This is a genomic window from Flavonifractor plautii ATCC 29863, assembly GCF_000239295.1.
Taxonomy (GTDB): Bacteria; Bacillota; Clostridia; order Oscillospirales; family Oscillospiraceae; genus Flavonifractor; species Flavonifractor plautii.
In genome coordinates this window covers 31,335-50,889 of sequence record NZ_JH417836.1, presented here as the reverse complement: position 1 = coordinate 50,889, position 19,555 = coordinate 31,335, and the positions used below count along the sequence as shown (strand labels likewise).

The 19,555-nt window shown below is 63.8% G+C and carries 15 protein-coding genes and 1 tRNA gene; 13 read left to right on the top strand and 3 right to left on the bottom strand.

Annotated features, from left to right (window positions below; all coding sequences use genetic code 11):
* The 9 genes from HMPREF0372_RS20390 to HMPREF0372_RS15930 form a co-directional block, all read left to right on the top strand.
* Positions 1-182 (top strand): hypothetical protein (locus tag HMPREF0372_RS20390; protein ID WP_007494725.1); only part of this gene is annotated, 182 nt, incomplete at its 5' end.
* 131 nt (positions 183-313) lie between these two features.
* Positions 314-2,380, top strand: coding sequence for a single-stranded-DNA-specific exonuclease RecJ (gene recJ / locus HMPREF0372_RS15970; RefSeq protein ID WP_007494723.1), 2,067 nt, complete (start codon positions 314-316; stop codon positions 2,378-2,380).
* Positions 2,381-2,432: 52 nt separating this feature from the next.
* Positions 2,433-4,646 carry a RelA/SpoT family protein gene (locus tag HMPREF0372_RS15965; RefSeq protein WP_007494721.1) on the top strand — a complete coding sequence of 738 codons (2,214 nt, stop codon included), beginning with the start codon at positions 2,433-2,435 and terminating at the stop codon, positions 4,644-4,646.
* A gap of 263 nt (positions 4,647-4,909) precedes the next feature.
* Positions 4,910-5,119 carry a hypothetical protein gene (locus HMPREF0372_RS15960; protein ID WP_007494718.1) on the top strand — a complete coding sequence of 70 codons (210 nt, stop codon included), beginning with the start codon at positions 4,910-4,912 and terminating at the stop codon, positions 5,117-5,119.
* On the top strand, positions 5,109-6,317 hold the full coding sequence (locus HMPREF0372_RS15955; protein ID WP_007494716.1) for a carboxylate--amine ligase: 1,209 nt from the start codon (positions 5,109-5,111) through the stop codon (positions 6,315-6,317). The genes HMPREF0372_RS15960 and HMPREF0372_RS15955 overlap by 11 nt, the downstream gene beginning before the upstream one ends.
* A gap of 195 nt (positions 6,318-6,512) precedes the next feature.
* Positions 6,513-7,217 (top strand): cysteate racemase, encoded by a 705-nt coding sequence (cuyB, locus tag HMPREF0372_RS15945; protein ID WP_007494712.1) that lies wholly within the window; start codon positions 6,513-6,515, stop codon positions 7,215-7,217.
* 118 nt (positions 7,218-7,335) lie between these two features.
* The gene (locus HMPREF0372_RS15940) at positions 7,336-8,856 is read left to right on the top strand and encodes a Mur ligase family protein (protein WP_007494710.1); all 1,521 of its coding nucleotides are present in this window, start codon (positions 7,336-7,338) and stop codon (positions 8,854-8,856) included.
* Positions 8,846-9,670, top strand: a complete 825-nt coding sequence (locus HMPREF0372_RS15935; RefSeq protein ID WP_007494709.1) for an epoxyqueuosine reductase — start codon at positions 8,846-8,848, stop codon at positions 9,668-9,670. Before HMPREF0372_RS15940 ends, HMPREF0372_RS15935 begins: the two co-directional genes overlap by 11 nt.
* Before the next feature lie 55 nt (positions 9,671-9,725).
* Positions 9,726-10,163: a CBS domain-containing protein gene (locus tag HMPREF0372_RS15930; RefSeq protein WP_007494707.1), complete on the top strand. Its 438-nt coding sequence runs from the start codon at positions 9,726-9,728 to the stop codon at positions 10,161-10,163.
* Between the two features lie 68 nt (positions 10,164-10,231).
* Here HMPREF0372_RS15930 and typA read toward each other — a convergent pair whose 3' ends face one another.
* Complete coding sequence (typA, locus tag HMPREF0372_RS15925) at positions 10,232-12,058, bottom strand: translational GTPase TypA (protein WP_007494705.1); 1,827 nt, start codon at positions 12,056-12,058, stop codon at positions 10,232-10,234.
* Positions 12,059-12,268: 210 nt separating this feature from the next.
* Between typA and HMPREF0372_RS15920 the strand changes: the two genes are divergently transcribed.
* Positions 12,269-12,345: transfer RNA gene (locus HMPREF0372_RS15920), tRNA-Arg, on the top strand.
* Positions 12,346-12,956: 611 nt separating this feature from the next.
* On the opposite strand, the gene HMPREF0372_RS15910 is transcribed toward HMPREF0372_RS15920, so the two are convergent.
* Entirely contained in the window at positions 12,957-13,841 is an 885-nt protein-coding gene (locus HMPREF0372_RS15910; RefSeq protein ID WP_007494700.1) for a bacteriohemerythrin, read from the bottom strand.
* A gap of 319 nt (positions 13,842-14,160) precedes the next feature.
* Between HMPREF0372_RS15910 and HMPREF0372_RS15905 the strand changes: the two genes are divergently transcribed.
* Positions 14,161-16,470 (top strand): S-layer homology domain-containing protein, encoded by a 2,310-nt coding sequence (locus tag HMPREF0372_RS15905; RefSeq protein ID WP_007494696.1) that lies wholly within the window; start codon positions 14,161-14,163, stop codon positions 16,468-16,470.
* 65 nt (positions 16,471-16,535) lie between these two features.
* Here HMPREF0372_RS15905 and HMPREF0372_RS15900 read toward each other — a convergent pair whose 3' ends face one another.
* On the bottom strand, positions 16,536-17,018 hold the full coding sequence (locus HMPREF0372_RS15900; RefSeq protein ID WP_007494695.1) for a hypothetical protein: 483 nt from the start codon (positions 17,016-17,018) through the stop codon (positions 16,536-16,538).
* Between the two features lie 158 nt (positions 17,019-17,176).
* On the opposite strand from HMPREF0372_RS15900, the gene proS reads away from it, so the two are divergent.
* Together proS and HMPREF0372_RS15890 are read left to right on the top strand one after the other, a co-directional pair.
* Positions 17,177-18,616: a proline--tRNA ligase gene (proS, locus tag HMPREF0372_RS15895; RefSeq protein ID WP_007494694.1), complete on the top strand. Its 1,440-nt coding sequence runs from the start codon at positions 17,177-17,179 to the stop codon at positions 18,614-18,616.
* An 81-nt stretch (positions 18,617-18,697) separates the two neighbouring features.
* Entirely contained in the window at positions 18,698-19,489 is a 792-nt protein-coding gene (locus HMPREF0372_RS15890) for a ZIP family metal transporter (protein ID WP_007494693.1), read from the top strand.
* The last annotated feature ends 66 nt before the right edge of the window (positions 19,490-19,555 follow it).

Here is a 19,555-nt window from a genome sequence, read left to right as displayed (position 1 = left end):
GCGGCCGCGTCCGCTCCATGCGCGCCGGGTGGCGCGGAGCCCGGCGGAATTCACTTCCGCCGGGCGATAAAAGAAAAGAATACGGGGTCCCCGCGGGCCGCAGGCCCGTGGGGCGGCGGACGCACTTTGAGGGGATGAAGGCGACGATCGACCTGGTGGCGCTCTATCTGGAGCTGGGCTGAGGGGCGGCCGCGTCCGCTCCATGCGCGCCGGGTGGCGGCAAAAAATCGCCGCTGAACGGCGTCTTGCCTTGTCACAAGGCTGAGAGTTTGATATAATAAAGGGTAATTTTGAGGGAAGGGGGCATACGGCCGTGAAATACAAGCAGTGGAACCGGGCGGCCAGTGCCCCTCAGGCGCGGGCCGCCATGGAGGCGGCGGGGGTGCCGCCCCTGGCGGCGCTGACCCTCTGCGCCCGCGGGCTGGACACCCCGGAGAAGGCCAGCGCCTTTCTGGACGCCGGCCGGGGCCAGCTCCTGGACCCGTTTCTCATGAAGGACATGGACCGGGCCGCGGCGCGGGTGCGCCGGGCGCTGGCGGCGGGGGAACACATCGCGGTCTACGGCGACTACGACGTGGACGGCATCACCTCCACCTGCCTGCTCACCGACTTCCTCCGCCGGGAGGGGGGGACGGTGATCCCCTATATCCCCGACCGGATGGAGGAGGGCTACGGCCTCAACCGGGAGGCGGTGGCCGCCCTCCGGGGCCAGGGGGTGGGCCTCATCGTCACGGTGGACTGCGGCATCACCGCCGTGGAGGAGGCGGCCTGCGCCGCCTCCCTGGGGGTGGAGCTGGTGATCACCGACCACCACGAGTGCAAGGCCGCCCTGCCCGCCGCCGCGGCGGTGGTGGACCCCCGCCGGGCCGACTGCCCCTATCCCTTCAAGTGCCTGGCCGGGGTGGGGGTGGCCCTCAAGCTGGTGTTGGCCCTGGGCGGCCCGGCCCGGCGGGACGAGCTGCTGGAGCGCTACGCCGATCTGGCGGCCATCGGCACGGTGGCCGATGTCATGAGCCTGACGGGAGAGAACCGCACCATTGTGCGCCTGGGGCTGGAGGCCCTGCGCCGCACCGGGCGGCCTGGGCTGCGGGCCCTGCTCCACGAGGCGGGGCTGGATGAGCGGCCCCTTACCGCCACGGCCATCGGCTACACCCTGGCCCCCCGCATCAATGCCTCCGGGCGGATGGGGTGCGCCTCCCTGGCTGGGGAACTGCTTCTCACGGACGATCCGGCCCGGGGGGAGGAACTCTCCCGGGCCCTGTGCGACCTCAACCGGGAGCGGCAGGCCATTGAGGCGGAGATCTATACCGAGTGCCAGGCCATGGCCGAGGCCCGGCCGCAGAGGCACGCCCTGGTGCTGGCCGGGGAGCAATGGCACCAGGGGGTGGTGGGCATCGTGGCCTCCCGTCTGGCGGAGAAGTACTCCTGCCCGGCGTTTATGATCTGCCTGCAGGACGGCAAGGGCAAGGGCTCCTGCCGCTCCTTCGCGGGCTTCAACCTGTTCGCCGCCCTGGAGCGCTGCGCCCCCCTGCTGGAGGGCTTCGGCGGCCATGCCCTGGCGGCGGGCTTCACCATCCGGGAGGAGAATATCCCGGCCTTTGCCGCCGCCATGAACGACTATGTCTGCGCCTGTACCGGCGGGGAGGAGATGGTTTCCGCCCTGGACATCGACGGGGAGCTGGACGATGTGGGCCTGCTCACCCTGGAGGGAGTGGAGGGCCTGGAGCTGCTGGAGCCCTACGGCGCGGGCAACCCAAAGCCGGTGTTCTCCCTGTCTGGCTGCCTGGTTTCCGCCGTGAACGAGGTGGGCGGCGGGCGGCACCTGAAGCTGAAGCTGACCGCGTCCGGCCGGTCGTTCGACGCCATTTTCTTCTCGGCCACCGCCGAGGAGGCAGGGGTGGGGCCGGGCGACCGGGTGGACGTGGCTTTCACGCCCCAGATCAACGAGTACCGGGGGTGGCGGAGCGTCCAGCTCCAGCTCTGCGATCTGCGCCCCGCCCTCACCCGGGCCCAGGCCGAGCGGGCCCTGTACGAGAAGTTCCGCCGGGGGGAGCCCCTCACCCGGCAGGAGGCGGAGGCCCTGCTGCCCAGCCGGGAGGAGTTCGTCACCCTGTGGCGCTACCTGAAGGGCCACGCGGGGCAGGCCCCGCTGGAGGCCACGGCCCACCGCCTGGCCCGCAGCATCGCCCGCTCCGCCGGCCGGCGGGAGACGGTGATGCGCACCCTGGTGTGCCTGGAGGTCTTTGACGAGCGGGGGCTCATCCGCCTGGAGCACACCACCGACCACCTGCACATCGCCCTGCGCAGCGTGGACGGCAAGGTGAATCTGGACGATTCCTGTATCATGCGGAAATTGCGGCATATATTATCCAACGGGTGAGCCGACCGGGCCGCCCGCTGGCATTCTGATTGCTTTACGTGAGGTGGCTGGTATGGACCCCATCCTGGAGCGCTATCAGGCGCTGGAGGATAAAATCAAGGAATACAACCCGGCGCTGGATGCCCAGCGCCTGTTCCGCGCGTTCACCTACGCCGACAACGCCCACGCCGGACAGCTGCGCAAGGACGGCTCCCCCTATATCACCCACCCCCTGGCGGTGGCGGAGATTGTGGCGGAGCTGGAGCTGGACACCGACTCCATCATCGCCGCCCTGCTCCACGACTGCATCGAGGACACCGGGGCCACCCACGAGGAGATCGCCAAGCTCTTCGGCGCCACGGTGGCCGATCTGGTGGAGGGGGTCACCAAGCTGACCCGGGTGCAGTACACCTCCAAGGAAGAGGAGCAGATGGAGAACCTGCGCAAGATGCTCATGGCCATGGCCAAGGACATCCGGGTGATCCTCATCAAAATCTGCGACCGGCTGCACAACATGCGCACCATGGAGTACCAGAGCGCCCGCAAGCAGAAGGAGAAGGCCCTGGAAACCATGGAGATCTATGCGCCCATCGCCCACCGCCTGGGCATGCAGCGCATCAAGTGGGAGCTGGAGGACACCTCCCTGCAATACCTGGATCCCATCGGCTACAGGGAGATTGCCGACGAGCTGGCCGCCCGCTCCTCCGCCCATGAGGAGTTTCTGGCGGGCATCCAGAAGCGCATCCAGGACCGGCTGGACGAGGAGGGCATCCGCTGCACCATCTACGGCCGGGTGAAGCATATCTACTCCATCTACCGCAAGATGTATACCCAGAACAAGACCATGGACGAGATCTTCGACCTCTATGCCTTCCGGGTCATCGTCGACGACATGCCCGAGTGCTACAATGTCCTGGGCGTCATCCACGACCTGTTCAACCCCGTGCTGGGCCGGTTCAAGGACTATATCTCCACCCCCAAGCCCAACGGCTACCAGTCCCTCCACACCACCGTCATCGGCCGGGAGGGCATCCCCTTCGAGGTGCAGATCCGCACCTGGGAGATGCACCACACCGCCGAGTACGGCATCGCCGCCCACTGGAAGTACAAGCAGGGCATGGCCAACGCCAAGCTGGGCACCGAGGAGGCCTTCGAGTGGGTGCGCAAGCTGCTGGAGAGCCAGCAGGACGTGGACGCCGAGGAGTTCGTGCGCACCATGCGGGTGGATCTCTTCGCCGACGAGGTGTTCGTCTTCACCCCCCGGGGGGACGTGATCAACCTGCCCGCCGGGGCCACCCCCATCGACTTCGCCTACAACATCCACTCCGCCGTGGGCAACCACATGACCGGGGCCAAGGTCAACGGCCGCATGGTCACCTTCGACACCCCGCTGAAAAACGGCGACATCGTGGAGGTCATCACCTCCAAGTCGGCCCACGGCCCCAGCCGGGACTGGATGAAGATCTGCAAGTCCAACGAGGCCCGCAACAAGATCCGCCAGTGGTTCAAGAAGGAGCGGCGGGAGGAGAACATCGCCACCGGCCGCGCCTCCTTCGAGTCGGAGCTCAAGCACGTGGGCCTCTCCCTGGCCGCCATCACCGCCGAGGACGTGCTCCCCTTCATCCTCAAGAAGGTGCGCTTCGGCACCCTGGACGAGCTGTACGCCGCCATCGGCTACGGCGGCATGTCCGCCCAGAAGGCGGTGGTGCGGGTCAAGGACGAGATGGCCCGCCTGGACCGGCTCCACGCCGAGCAGTCGGCCGCCGCCCAGGAGCCCATTCACCCCTCCACCTCCAACCCGCCCACCGTCCCCATCCGTGGGGGCAAGACCAGCCAGTCGGGCATCATTGTGGAGGGCATTGACAACTGCCTGGTCAAGTTCGCCAAGTGCTGCACCCCCGTGCCCGGCGATCCGGTGGTGGGCTTTATCACCCGGGGCTTCGGCGTGTCGGTCCACCGGGCGGACTGCCCCAACGCCTCCGACGCCAAGCGGGCGGAGGAGCCGGGCCGCTGGATCAGGGTGGACTGGGCCACCGGGGAGCTGGCCACCTACCAGACCGCCCTGGACATCTCCGCCAAGGATCGGGACGGCCTGACCCTGGACGTGGCCATGGCCCTCTCCGCCGCCAAGGTCAAGACCACCAGCCTGTCCGCCCGCTCCATGCCGGACGGCTACGCCACCGTCAGCATCGTCCTGGAGGTCAAAAATCAGGAGGAGCTGACCAACGTGATCAACAAGCTGGGGCAGATCCAGGGCGTGTATCAGGTGAAACGGGCCAGCGGCTGAGGACGCTTCTAGGGGGAACGTTGTCCCCCCTAGATACGCGGTCACCGCGCCGCCCAAAGGGCGGCACAATGACCGCGATACCCCCCTCACCCGCGCCCGCGCGGGTGGTTGCCCGCCGGTGGCGGAGCAAGCATCGGTGTGCTGCGCAGGCGCATGTCCTGCTCCGCACAGATTTTGAATTGATTTCCGCCCTGGCGGGCGGAAACTCTGCGAGGCCGTAGGGGCGGATATCATCCGCCCGCCCGGTTTAAGGAGAATGGAATATGACTAAGATAGAGAACATGCGGGAGGACAGCGGCCTGGGCCGGCTGCTCTCCGAGTGTTTCGCCGGGGGCGAGCGGCTCCGGCGGGAGCTGCGCCTGAGCGCGGAGCAGGCCGAGGAGCTGGCCGCCGCCTATCCCGCCGACGTGCGGCCCATGGGCGGGAGCTGGTATGAGATTACGTTCCAGGGGGCGTTTACCTATGGCAATTGAGTTTGTGCCTGTTCTGCTGGGCTCCGACATCAATGCGTACAGCATGGCCCGGGCCTTTCACGAGGCCTACGGCGTAAAGACCATCGTCTACGGCATGTTCCCCGCCAGCGTGTGCGCGGGGAGCAGGATCATCGACTACCGGGTGCGGGAGCACAACGACCGGGTGGACAAGGTGCTGGAGAACGTCACCGAGGTGGCCCGTGAGTTTCCCGACAGAAAGATTCTGGTGCTGGGCTGCGGGGACAACTACCTCAACGCCATCTCCGCCAATCTGCCCCGCTACCCGGAAAACGTCATCGCCCCCTATGTGAGCCTGGACATGCTGGAGACGCTGATCCACAAGGAGAAGTTCTACGAGCTGTGCGACCGGTACGGCATCGACCACCCGGCCACGGTGGTGTACCACAAGGGCATGGGCCACGAGTTCGAGCTGCCCTTTGACGGCCCCTTCGTGGTCAAGCCCGCCGAGTCGGACACCTACTGGAAGCATCCCTTCCCCACCCAGAAGAAGGCCTACATCCTCCAGACCCGGGCGGAGGTGGACGCGGTCATCGACCAGATCTACGGGGCGGGGTATGAGGACGCGCTGATCCTCCAGGACTTCATCCCCGGGGACGACAGCTTTATGCGGGTGGTGACCAACTACTCCGGCGCCGACGGGAAGGTGCGCCTCATGTGCGTGGGCCACGTCCTGCTGGAGGAGCACACTGGCCACGCCATCGGCAACCACGCGGTGATCATCACCGAGCCGGAGCCGGAGCTGTGCGAAAAGCTGCGGGGCTTCCTGGAGGCCATTGGCTTTGTGGGCTTCTCCAACTTCGACATCAAGTACGACCAGCGGGACGGCAAGTTCAAGGCCTTTGAGATCAACTGCCGCCAGGGCCGGAGCAACTACTACGTCACCGGCGCGGGGTACAACCTGGCCAAGTACCTGGTGGAGGATGTCATCGAGCACAAGCCCTGCGCCCTGACCGTGACCCAAAACCGCCATCTGTGGTGGGTCATCCCCCCCAAGGTGGCCTACGACTACGTCAATCCCCGGTACCACCAGGAGATGCGCGCCCTGGAGCGGGCCAATGCCGCGGTCAACCCCCTGTTCTACCGGCCGGACAACGGCCTGATGCACAAGCTGCGCATCCTCCGGGGCCAGCACCGCTACGTGGGCTGGTATGCCTCGTGCATGGAGAAAGTAAAATGACAGAACAGCGCCTCGGCATTTTAGGCGGCATGGGCCGCCCCACCCGGCTTGCGCCGTGCGGGGACCCCGATGATCTCATCTGCCCGGGGCAAATGAATTGCCCCGGCATCAAGGTTTTGGCCTTCGGCCAAAACGCTTGTGACGCCGCACTCGCGGCGTCGGGCCCCATGCCGCTGCATAACAGGAGGGACGGGTATGTCTGAACAGCGTCTCGGTATTTTAGGAGGCATGGGCCCCCAGGCCACCCAGGATTTTTACCAGCGGATTCTGGACCGCACCGACGCCTCCTGCGACCAGGAGCACCTGCCCACCCTGATCTGGAGCGATACCTCCATGCCCGACCGCACCGCCGCCATCCTGGGCGGGGACGCGGAGGGCTGCTACCGCCGCCTGCTGGACGGGGCCAGACTGCTGGAGCGGGGCGGCTGCACCGCCCTGGCCATCCCCTGCAACACCTCCCACTACTTTGCCGACCGCCTCCAGGGGGATATCGCCATCCCCCTCATCCACATGCCCCGGGAGACCGTGGGCGTGCTGGCGGCGGACGGGAAAAAGCGGGCGGGTATCCTGGCCACCGACGGCACGGTTCAGACCGGCATCTACCAGAGGGAGTGCGCCGCCCGGGGCATGGAAGGCGTGACGCCCCCCGCCGACGTGCAGAAGCTGGTCATGAGCATCATCTACGACGAGATCAAGCGGGGCGAGAAGGGCTCCCGGGAGAAGTTCGCGGCTATCGACCGCTGGCTGCGCGCCTCCGGCTGCGACGCGGCCATCCTGGGCTGTACCGAGCTGTCCGTCTACCGCACCTACCACGGCCTGCCCGACTACTATCTGGACGCCATGGAAATCCTGGCGGAAAGGTGTATCACCGCCTGCGGCTACCGGCTGCGGATGGTGTAGTGGGAGAGGGGCGGGCGGAGAGGAGCCCCGCCCCTGCCTTTGTACCCGAAGAGGCCGATGCCCACATCGGCCCGCGCGTTCGGCCTTCCCAAAAATGATTGACTGGTGGTGAATCCGTATGTCCAACCGAACCCGTCTGCCCTTGGGGGACTATTATCAGCTCCTGCTCCGCCATGGACTGCTGGCGGACGCGGCCCCCCTGGCCGCCGACCTGACCCACCCGGTGTCCCTGGTGTCCTGTGACTCCAAGCTGGTCATCCCCAACACCCTCTTTGTCTGCAAGGGGGTCAAATTTAAGGAGGAGTACCTCTGCTCCGCTATGGAACAGGGGGCCTTCGCCTATGTCAGCGAGCGGGAGTATCCCGCCGTCCCCCTGCCCTGCATCCGGGTCACCGATATCCGGCAGGCCATGGGCCTCTTGGCCGACCGGGCCTACGGCCATCCCTCCGGGGCGCTGCGGATCACCGGCATCACCGGCACCAAGGGCAAGACCACCACGGCCTATTATATTAAGTCCATCGTGGATGCCTGGCTGGCCGGACAGGGCCACCGGGAGAGCGCCCTGCTGTCCACCATCGTCACCGACGACGGGGTGGAGCGCAGGCCCGCCAAGCTGACCACGCCGGAGCCGCTGGATCTCCAGCGCCACCTCTGGAACGCGGTGTCGGCGGGGGCGGATTATCTGACCATGGAGGTATCCAGCCAGGCCCTCAAGTACGGCCGGGTGATCGGGGTGGAGCTGGCCTGCGCGGTGTTCCTCAACATCGGGGAGGACCACATCTCCCCGGTGGAGCACCCCGATCTGGAGGACTACCTCAACTCCAAGCTGCTGATCTTCCAGCAGGCCCGGAGCGCCTGTGTCTGCCTGGACTGCGACCATGTGGAGCGGGTGCGCGCCGCGGCGGCCGCCTGCCCCCGGGTGGTGACCTTCTCCCAGAAGTTCCCCTCCGCCGACGTGTACGGCTCCCAGGTGCGCAAGGAGGGGGAGAAGATCGCCTTCCACGTGCGCACTCCCCGCTATGAGCGGGAGCTGGCCATTTCCACACCGGGCCTGTTCAATGCGGAAAACGCCCTGGCCGCCGTGGCGTCGGCGGAGGTCTACGGCATCCCCGCCGACGTGGTGGCCGCCGGACTGGAGCGGGCCTTCGTGCCCGGCCGCATGGAGCACTACGTCAGCGCCGACGGGGAGATTTCGGTGATTGTGGACTACTCCCACAACGGCATGAGCCTCCAGAACGCCCTGCGCTCCGTCCGGGCGGAGTACCCCGGCCGGGAGCTGACCGTCCTCTTCGGCTGCACCGGCGGCAAGGGCATCGACCGCCGGGAGGGCATGGGCAACGCCGCCGGGGAGTGGGCCGACCGGATCATCCTCACCGAGGACGATCCCGGCCCGGAGGAGGTGGAGGCCATCTGCGCCGACATCGGCGTGTTCCTCACCGCCCACGGCAAGGATTACACCGTGATCCCCAACCGGGAGGCGGCGGTGGAGACCGCCATCCTGGGCGCCCGCCGCCCGGCGGTGGTGCTGCTGGCGGGCAAGGGGTGTGAGGAGGCCCAGAAGCGGAAGAACGGCCCGGAGCCCTGCATCCCGGACGGGACGCTGGCCCGGCGGGCGCTGGACAAGTACAATGCTGGATAAGTGGTTCGCAGCCGCCGGGGCCGCCGCCTGGGGCGGCGTGGCCTTCCGGCGGCTGCTTCCGTTTTTGTCCACCGGTGCCCGGGAGAAGGTGGAAACCCTCTGCCCCGCTCCAGAGACTGTCCTGGTGGCGGCCTTCCCCTACTACGCCGGGGAGCGGCCGGGCAACCTGTCCCTCTACGCCCGGGGGGAGGACTACCACCGGGTGGTCACCCGGCGGCTGAATACGGTGTGTGATGCCCTGCGCCGGAAATACCCGGGGGAATCGTTTGTCCCCGCCGCCGACAACTCCCCCCTACCGGAGCGGGAGGCCGCCTGGCTGGCGGGCATCGGCCTGCGGGGGAAAAACGGCCTGCTGATCCTGCCGCCCTACGGCACCTATGCATTTCTGGGTACCATTCTCACCGGGGCGGCGCTGGACGTGCCGGAGCGCCCCGCCGCGCCGGACTGCCCCGACTGCGGGGCCTGCCGGGCGGCCTGTCCCGCCGGGGCCCTGGGGGAAGGGGGGCCGGACGTGTCCCGCTGTCTGTCCGAGCTGACCCAGAAAAAGGGGGCGCTGACGGAGGAGGAGGCCGCCCGGCTGAGGGTCCACCCGCTCATCTGGGGCTGTGACTTCTGCCAGCGGGCCTGTCCCTACAATGCCGCCCCGGCCCGCTCGCCGCTGCCCGAGTTTTCCACATCTCTGGTAGACGCTCTGGAAAACTCCGATCTCGAGGGGCTCACCAACCGCACGTTCCGGGACAAGTACGGGGGCCGGGCCTTCGCCTGGCGGGGCCCCGGCCCCCTGCGGCGCAATCTCGGGCTGAAAGAGGAATAAAACCGCCTTTCCCGTCCAAACTAGCAGTAAAGTTTGGGAGAAAGGCGGTTTTGTCATGCAAGTACGCGATCTTATGAACCCCAGCGTGGTCTCCATCACCCCCGGCGAGTCGGCCTCCCTGGCGGCTCGGCTCCTGTCCCGGCACAACGTGGGCTCCCTGCCCGTCTGCGGTGAGGACGGCGGCCTGCGGGGCATTGTCACCGACCGGGACATCATCCTGCGCTGTGTGGCGGCGGAGGAGGACCCCCTCAAGACTCAGGTGAAGGACATCATGACCCGCAACTGCGCGGTGGTGTCCCCCGACGACGACGCCAGGGAGGCCACCCGGCTCATGGCGGCCAAGCAGGTGCGCCGCCTCCCCGTGCTGGAGGGGGGCAAGGTGGTGGGGATGGTCTCCCTGGGGGACCTGGCCCAGTGCCGCCAGTTCGACATGGAGGCCAGCAAGGCCCTCTGCGAGATCTCCGACCAGGTAAAGCACGGCTACGTGGAGTAGTCGTTTCCCCGGCAGACTGAAAACCGCCCCCGGAGCATGCTCCGGGGGCGGAAATCATGTTGCGGCAATCAGCCCTTTTTCTTGGAGGCCTCGCGCATGCGGGCCGCGTGGTCCAGCAGGCGCTTGCGCAGGCGCAGGGATTCGGGAGTGACCTCCAGCAGCTCGTCATCGGCCAGAAACTCCAGGCACTGCTCCAGGCTCATCTGGCGGGGCGGGGTGAGCCGCAGGGCGTCGTCGGAGCCGGAGGCGCGCATGTTGGTCAACTGCTTCTTTTTGCAGATGTTAACCGAGATGTCCTCCTGTTTGGGGGTCTCGCCCACCACCATGCCGGCATAGACGGGCACGCCCGCGCCGATGAACAGCACACCACGCTCCTGGGCGTTGTAGAGGCCGTAGGTGACGCTCTCACCGGTCTCGAAGGACACCAGGGAACCGGAGTTGCGGCGCTGGATCTCGCCCTTCATGGGGGCATAGGAGTCAAAGACCGAGGCCATGATGCCCTCGCCCTTGGTGTCGGTGAGGAACTCGTTGCGGTAGCCGAACAGGCCGCGGGAGGGCACCAGGAACTCCAGCTTCATCCGATCACCCACCGGAGTCATCTCCAGAAGGTCGCCCTTGCGGGCGCCGATCTTCTCGATGACCGCGCCCACGCTGTCGCTGGGTACGTCCACCACCAGACGCTCCACCGGCTCGCACATTTTGCCGTCAATCTCCTGGTAGAGCACGCGGGGGGGGGAGACCTGGAACTCGTAGCCCTCCCGGCGCATGGTCTCGATGAGGATGGACAGGCTCATCTCGCCCCGGCCCGCCACGTTGAAGGCGTCGGTGGAGTCGGTCTCGGTGACCCGCAGGGACACGTCCTTCATGGTCTCGCGGAACAGCCGCTCCCGGATCTGGCGGGAGGTGACGAACTTGCCCTCCTTGCCCGCGAAGGGGGAGTCGTTAACGGAGAAGGTCATCTCGATGGTGGGGGCGGAGATCTTCACAAACTCGATGGGCTCCACCGCGTCGGGGGCGCAGATGGTGTCGCCGATGGTGATCTCGCCGATGCCGCTCATGGCGATGATGTTGCCGGCGGTGGCCTCGGTCACCGGCACCCGGCCCAGGCCGTCAAACTGATAGAGGGCGGTGGCCTTGGCCTTCTGAGGCGCGGCGTCGGGCTGGTGGAAGTTGCACACCGCGATCTCCTGGTTCTGCTTTACAGTGCCCCGCTCGATGCGACCGATGGCGATGCGGCCCACAAACTCGTTGTAGTCAATGGAGGAGACCAGCATCTGGAAGGGGGCCTCCGTGTCCGCCTCCGGGGCGGGGATATAGTTGAGGATGGTCTCAAACAGGGGCACCAGGTCGGTGCCAGGCACGTCGGGGGAGTAGGAGGCGGTGCCCTGGCGGCCGGAGCAGAACAGGGTGGGGGACTCAAACTGCTCGTCGGTGGCGTTCAGATCCAGCAGCAGCTCCAGCACCTCGTCCATGACCTCGTGGATGCGCTGGTCGGGGCGGTCCACCTTGTTGACCACCACGATGACCTTGTGGCCCAGCTCCAGTGCCTTGCTCAGCACAAAACGGGTCTGGGGCATGGGACCCTCGGCGGCGTCCACCAGCAGGATGACGCCGTTGACCATCTTGAGGATCCGCTCCACCTCGCCGCCAAAATCGGCGTGGCCCGGCGTGTCCACGATGTTGATCTTCACGTCCTTGTAGTGGACGGCGGTGTTCTTGGCCAGAATGGTGATGCCGCGCTCCCGCTCCAGATCGTTGGAGTCCATGACCCGCTCCACCGTGGCCTGGTTCTCGCGGTAGATGCCGCCCTGCTTGAGCATTTCGTCCACCAGGGTGGTCTTGCCGTGGTCGACGTGGGCGATAATGGCGACGTTTCTCAGCTTCGTATCTTGCAAAGTGGTGCACCTCTCAATTTATTCCGAAATCTGTCCCTATCATTGAAAGCTCGACCACATATTATACCGTAGAACAGTAACGCGCGCAACTGATTTTGCAAAAAAAACGTCCAAATCGGGGGACAAAAACACCCCTTGCCGTTGACAGGCGCGGGGAATTGGGGTACAATATCAAAGCATCTGCGCGCCAGTTTTTCCACAATTTCATATGCGCCTGTAGCTCAGCAGGATAGAGCGACCGCCTCCTAAGCGGTAGGTCGGAGGTTCGAATCCCCTCAGGCGTGCCAAAGGAAAGGGACATCCGCAAGGATGTCCCTTTCCTTTGGCCTCCGGCTGCCGGGAATGGGTGTCTCCCAGGCAATTTCAAATATCCGCGGGCAGATGCGGTCTGCGCTTCTATTCGTGTTATTTCTGGGCGGCGCCGGTAAGCAGGGGGCGGGTCATAGTATTCTTTTTCAAATAAAGTTAATGGCCTATTTTTACTGTTACTATAGCCTGTCCAGGTGGCTCTTTCAAGTCCTCTGAATAGGATTCTTTACAACCTTTCCCAAAGAAGGTATATCTGCTCGGGCAAGTGTTCTTCCCACATGTCCAAGGCATCCTCCGTCACCACTATATAACTCTTTAGCTGTCTATTTTCTTGTGTTTATAGGCTCTCTATCAACGCTGAAGCGAAAAATGGGTAATGGATGCAGTAAATGGCATGGTACAGGCTCAGGAGCAGGCAGAGGCTTTAACAAAGCACGCACAGGCTAAAGATAGACTCACTCCTGCTTGCCTTGTTGGATATGCCTAAAGCAGTCTGGTATCTGGAGCGGACAGATGTTGTAGTTTCCGTTGCCCCTCGTTCTGATTCCCCATGGAATGACACCGCAACTCTATCACGTTTTTGGAATTTTCAGTAATTAACAGCTACAAAAAATTTCCCCATATCAGAAGCAAAGAGCAATGAGTGCGTTAGTTTAAGCTTCCTCAGTTCTTCTGAAAGAAGTCCTGCAATGATAAAGCTATTCGACTTCATAGTCATCATAGTATTACTACCAGCAAAGTGCTGTCCTATTGATCTCCAGAAGTTTGCAGCAAACAACTGTAGACTAGATAGTATCAAGTCCATCTCATTCTTCACTTCTGTCCCATAGATCATTTCGGCAACGCGAAGTAGAAATGAGCTCTCTATACCTGAAACAATTGTAATCTCGCGTGAATCCAAACTATATACCATTTTTTGATATACAGCCTTTCCCAAAAATTCTCCTTGATAGCTCCTACCTATAATTTTCGCATTTGCCGCAATATTTAAAGAAGCGGTCAACAGCGTATTGATCTTTTCTTCCAGTCGCGCTTCAAAGTCACTGTTCTTTGCAGGCGCGGCTAGAATACCCTTTCCTATGATCGCCATATCTGCTGTTGCTATATGCTCCAAAAGCCATCCAATTCCGCTTCCGACAAAATCTTGTATCTCTTCTTTACTGCACTCACCACGCTTGACAATATCTTGATATTTTTTTAGCTGGATATTGCAAAATTCATCGTGCAACATCTTGTGTAATGTATACCCAGTGTAGCCGATTTTGCGCATGTATTCCTCTTCCGCCTTAGCATGACGCTCAAAATAGCTGGTTATATAAGTTAAAGTTTCCCGAACGAGGAATATACGATAATTTGCCTCATCTCCTCGTTCCCGTAACTTATTCAAAACCTGATCGGCCATTTGGAATATCTGCTGATGTTCCTTGTCTAATTTTTCTATACCCGTAATATAATTGTCATTCCACCTAATCATACCTGTTCTCCTTCAATCTATTTTAGTTACAAAATAAGTGAGTCAGCATATCCTCCTTTAATGTTTCAGCAGAGCAATCTTTGGGAGTTGTTTTCCTGTTTGACTGCATAACGCCCGGGCGGAGGGATTTATTGCGCAATAAAGGGAAATTTAAAAATCCAATAGAGTTTATAGGAAAATGCGGTGGACTGCCAGGAAAAATGGACAGGGCACTGGAAAAAAGCGGCGAAAGAGGGCGGGATTTTCTCTGTTGCTTTTTCCCTGAGGAACCATTATACTATATATTATGGAAACCATTTATGCAAATGGAGGATTACATATGAAAGGAAAGCGAGTTCTCTCTCTGGCGCTGGCCGCGCTGATGACGCTCTCCCTGCTGGTGGTGCCCGCAGCGGCCGTCAGCTTTACCGACATGACCAATCACTGGGCCAAGGACGATGTGGAGTACTTGGCTACCCAGGGGGTGGTCAAGGGGACCAGCGCCACCACCTTTGCTCCCGACCAGAAGATGACCGCCTGTGAAGCGCTGCTGTTTTGCTCCCGTGCCACCGGCGTGGACACCATTGACAAGGAGGCCATCGTCGAGGACTGGGAGGACGAGCTGAAGGAGATCCTGCCCGAGGAGATGTACGCCTGGGCGGCCCAGGAGATGGCCGTCTGCCTGGAGACCGGCATCATCTCGGAGACCGAGCTGCGGGCCCTGAGCAGCGCGGGCGGGCTGGTGAAGTCCATCACCCGTGAGACGCTGGCCATGTATCTGGTGCGGGCCATGCAGCTCGCCCCCCTGGCCCAGAGCCTGACCTCCTACCCCATGAGCTTTGCGGACACTACCTCTATTTCCGCCTCTCTGCAGCCCTATGTATACCTGCTGAACATGTACGGCATCGTCAAGGGCAACGAGCTCAACCGCTTTCTGCCACAGAACTCCCTGACCCGGGCCGAGATGGCCACCATGCTCCGCCGGGCCATCGACTTTATGGACGAGCGGGGCATCTATGCCGAGCTGCCCGGCTACACCGACTATGACTGGGTGGGCGGCACCATCGCCGCCGTGTCTACCGGCAGCAGCGGCGTTACCCTGCTGACCCTGACCAGTGTGGTCAGCGGCACCCGCAGCATCTCTCTGCCCGCCGACGCGGAGATCTACGAGAATAATATGCTCTCCTCCGCCGATGCCCTGAAGGTGGGCAGTTACGCCCGGGTGAACCTGGACAGGAAGGGTACTGCCGAGTCCGTGCGCCTGGGCGGCGCGGTCACCTCCTATACCGGCTCCGTCACCGGCGTGGAGCAGGACAGCCTGACCGTGACGGTCAACGGCGCTTCCAAACGGCTGGATATCGACCGCTTTACCGAGGTGCAGGTGGGCAAGACCGCCGGCGACTACACCCTGCTGGATCCCCAGGCCGGATACACCACGGCCACCTGCTATGTGGACGCCATGGGCCATCTGGACGCGGTGCAGCTCTCCGGCGGAACCCGCGCCGAGGAGGGCATACTGGTGAAGGTGGAAAACGGCACCGGCGGCCAGCGGCTCCAGGTGTCGGCCTTTAACGGCGAAACCAGGCGCTACACCCTGCCCGCCGGGGCGGGCGTCACCGTCAACGGCGTGGTGGGCACCGTGTCCGACCGCTATGAGGGCGACTACGTGAGCCTGCGGGTATCCAACGACGAGGCCAACGAGCTGGTCAGCATGGCGGTGGACACCGTAACCGATTACGTCCAGGGCTCCGTCAAGAGCTTTACCTACGCCAAGGATCAAAACGACATCACCCTGACCAACCTGAGTACCGGCAAATCCACCACCTACGACATCTCCTCCAAGGCAGCCATCCGCTTCAATGGCGAGGACATCGCACTCAAGGAGCTGGAGCGGAACTCCTTCGCCACCCTTCAGCTCTCCGGCGGGGATGTGGTGACGCTGCTGGACGCCTATCCTGGCTCCACCACCACCGAGGGCGTCATTGAGAGCATCACCTACGGTACCCCCACTACCCTGGCGGTCAAGACCGCCAATGACAGCGTAATGACCTTTGAACTGGATCTCACCGACCTGCCCGCCATCTACCGGGACGGTAAGAGCAGCTCTCTGGACAAGATCAAGAGCGGCGACACCGTGGTGGTCACCGTGCGCTACAACAAGGTCACCACCCTGGAGACAACGCCTCAGAGCGCCAACGTCACCGGCACTATCACCCGGGTGGTGCAGGATGCCGCCGGGATCACGTTTGATGTGAAGCTCACCGACGGCTCCACCGCCTCCTATACCGTGTCCGAGGGCGTTTCTGTCACCCAGGACGGCACCGCCGTCTCCCTCTACACCCTCAAGCCCAACGATGCAGTGGCCATGGTGGTCAGCGGCGGAGATGTGGTGTCCATCGAGGTGGACAGGGGCTCCGGCTCCAGCAGCCAGCTTGAGGGCACGGTCCTGGTGCCCAACACCAAGGACAAGACCCTGATGGTACAGCTCACCGACGGCAACGTGCTCACGGCGGACGTGTCCGACGCCAGCTTTATGTCCGCCAGCGGCTCCTCCACCAGCCTGCGCCAGTTGGAGGCGGGGGACCGGGTGCAGCTCTTCGGCGATTACAAGGGAGCCCAGTTTGTAGCCACTCTGGTGCTAAAGCTGTAAGTATTAAATGTAATGACATGAAAACGGCCCCGGAACCGCTCGGTTCTGGGGCCGTTTTGCAGGCCTCACGCCGGGAGGCGGAACCGCGCCGGCAGCTCCTCCGGCGGCACACCCAGGAGCAGCAGAGTGCCCGCGGCGGCCAGAAAGGGCAGGGGGGAGGCGCCGGTAGAGAAGGGGAGCACCAGCTCCTGCTGCTCCACCACCGCCCCGCCCAGGGTGACCAGCTCCCGCTGGACGGCCAGGCACAGCCTGTCCCCCTCCAGGCTGGAAAAGGTGAGGGTATCCCGGGGGGAGGTGCCGTAGCTCACGGCCTGGCGGGCGTTGAGGGCCCGGGCCAGCGGCCCTGCCGTGCCGGGCAGCAGCACCGTCCCGCAGGGGACGGCCCCCGCGCCGGCCCAGCCCCGTGCCGCCGGTGACACCGTCAGCAGCTCCAGCCGCGCCCCGGCCAGCTCCGCCGGGTGCCGCCCGGCGCGCACCTCCGCCGCCAGCTCTCCCAACCCGGCCTCCACGGCCGTCCGAATCCCCTCGTCCCGCTCCCAGATTCCCACACGCAAGCTCCGCCACCTCCCGCTTTGCTGTAGTGTGCGGAAATTATGGGATTTTATGCGCCCTTTGTCCCGGAACGCGGCACGGGCCTTGACTTTTGCGGCCTGAATGCGTAAAATAATACGAACCGATAACTTTAGAATAAAGGATTGAGATAGAGATGGCACAGGACAAGAAACAGGTGGAACAGATTACCGATATGGAGGTGGACTTTGCCAAGTGGTTCACCGACGTGTGCAAAAAGGCGGAGCTGATTGACTACTCCTCCATCAAGGGCATGTTCATCCTCCGTCCCTATGGCTACGCCATTTGGGAGAATTTCCAGAAGATCCTGGACGAGAAGTTCAAGGAAACCGGGCATGAGAACGTGTATCTGCCCATGCTGATCCCCGAGAGCCTGCTCCAGAAGGAGAAGGACCACGTGGAGGGCTTCGCCCCCGAGTGCGCCTGGGTGACCATGGGCGGCTCCGAGAAGCTGGAGGAGCGCTACTGCATCCGCCCCACCTCCGAGACCCTCTTCTGTGAGCACTACGCCAACATCATCCACTCCCACCGGGACCTGCCCAAGCTGTACAACCAGTGGTGCTCCGTCCTGCGCTGGGAGAAGACCTCCCGCCCCTTCCTGCGCCACCGCGAGTTTTTGTGGCAGGAGGGCCACACCATGCACGCCACCGCCGAGGAGGCCGTCGCCGAGACCGAGCGCATGTTCAACATCTACGCCGACTTCTGCGAGAACTACCTGGCCATGCCCGTGGTGAAGGGCCGCAAGACCGACAAGGAGAAGTTCTCCGGCGCAGAGGCCACCTACACCGTGGAGTGCATGATGCACGACAAGAAGGCCCTCCAGGCCGGCACCAGCCACTACTTCGGCGACGGCTTCGCCCGCGCCTTCGACATCACCTTCGCCGGCAAGGACAACCAGCCCCACCACCCCTTCCAGACCTCCTGGGGCGTGTCCACCCGCCTGATCGGCGGCGTCATCATGACCCACGGCGACAACAACGGCCTGGTGCTGCCCCCCCGCATCGCTCCCACCCAGGTCATCATCATCCCCGTGGCCCAGCACAAGGAGGGCGTCATCGAGGCCAACGAGGCCGTCATGGCCCGCCTGAAGGCCGCCGGCATCCGGGTGAAGATGGACGCCTCCGACAACTCCCCCGGCTGGAAGTTCGCCGAGTACGAGATGAAGGGCGTGCCCCTGCGGCTGGAGCTGGGCCCCAAGGACATCGAGAAGAACCAGTGCGTCCTGGCCCGCCGGGACAGCGGCGAGAAGGTCTTTGTCTCCCTGGACAACATCGAGGAGACCGTCAAGACCATGCTGGACGCGGTGCAGCAGGGCCTGTTCGACAAGGCCAAGCGCAACCTGGACGAGAATACCTACGCCTGCGCCACCCTGGAGGAGGTCGAGGAGAAGATGGCCAGCCAGGGCGGCTTCGCCAAGACCATGTGGTGCGGCGAGCTGGCGTGCGAGTTGAAGATGAAGGAGGAGGCCGGAGTGTCCTCCCGATGCATCCCTCTGGAGCAGGAGCACCTGGGCGACACCTGCGCCTGCTGCGGCAAGCCCGCCAAGCACATGGTGTACTGGGGCGTGGCGTACTGACGCTTCAAAGGGGGGCGGCATGCCGCCCCCCATATAATATCAGATGATTAACTATGACTAACCAGAAAAAGGAGGGAACTCATGCAATCCATTTTATGGGCGGCCACGGGTACCGGCTTCACTTTTTTGATGACCACTCTGGGCGCCGCCATGGTCTTTCTGTTCCGAAAGCAGCTCAATGCGTCCATCCAGCGTATCTTTCTGGGCTTTGCCGCCGGGGTGATGATCGCCGCCTCGGTGTGGAGCCTGCTCATTCCCGCCATGGAGGAGGCGGAGGCCTCCGGGCTTCCGGGCTGGCTGCCGGCGGTGGGGGGCTTCGTGCTGGGCATCGGCTTCCTGCTGCTGCTGGATGTGCTGCTGCCCCACCTCCATGTGGATGCCAGGCAGCCCGAGGGGCTCCACTCCTCCTGGCGGCGCACCACCCTGCTGGTGCTGGCCGTGACGCTGCACAACATCCCGGAGGGGATGGCCGTCGGCCTGTCCTTCGCCCTGGCCGCCCAGCACGCCGGTGAGGGGGCGGCCCTGTCCGGGGCCCTGGCGCTGGCTCTGGGAATTGGAATCCAGAACTTCCCGGAGGGGGCGGCCATCTCCCTGCCCCTGCGGCAGGAGGGGCTGTCCGCCGGGCGGGCTTTCCTCTACGGCAGCGCCTCCGGCGTGGTGGAGCCTGTCTTCGGTATCCTGGTGGTGCTGGTGGCGGGGACGATCCAGCCCCTCATGCCCTGGCTGCTGTCCTTCGCCGCCGGGGCCATGATGTATGTGGTTGTGGAGGAGCTCATCCCCGAGGCACACTTGGGGGAGCATTCCAACACCGGCACCCTGGGAGTCATGGCGGGCTTCCTGCTCATGATGGTGTTGGACGTGGCGCTGGGGTGAGCCGCCCTACCTTGTGCGGTAGGGGCGGCCCTTGTGGCCGCCCGCGCCCCGGGCACTCTCCGGCGG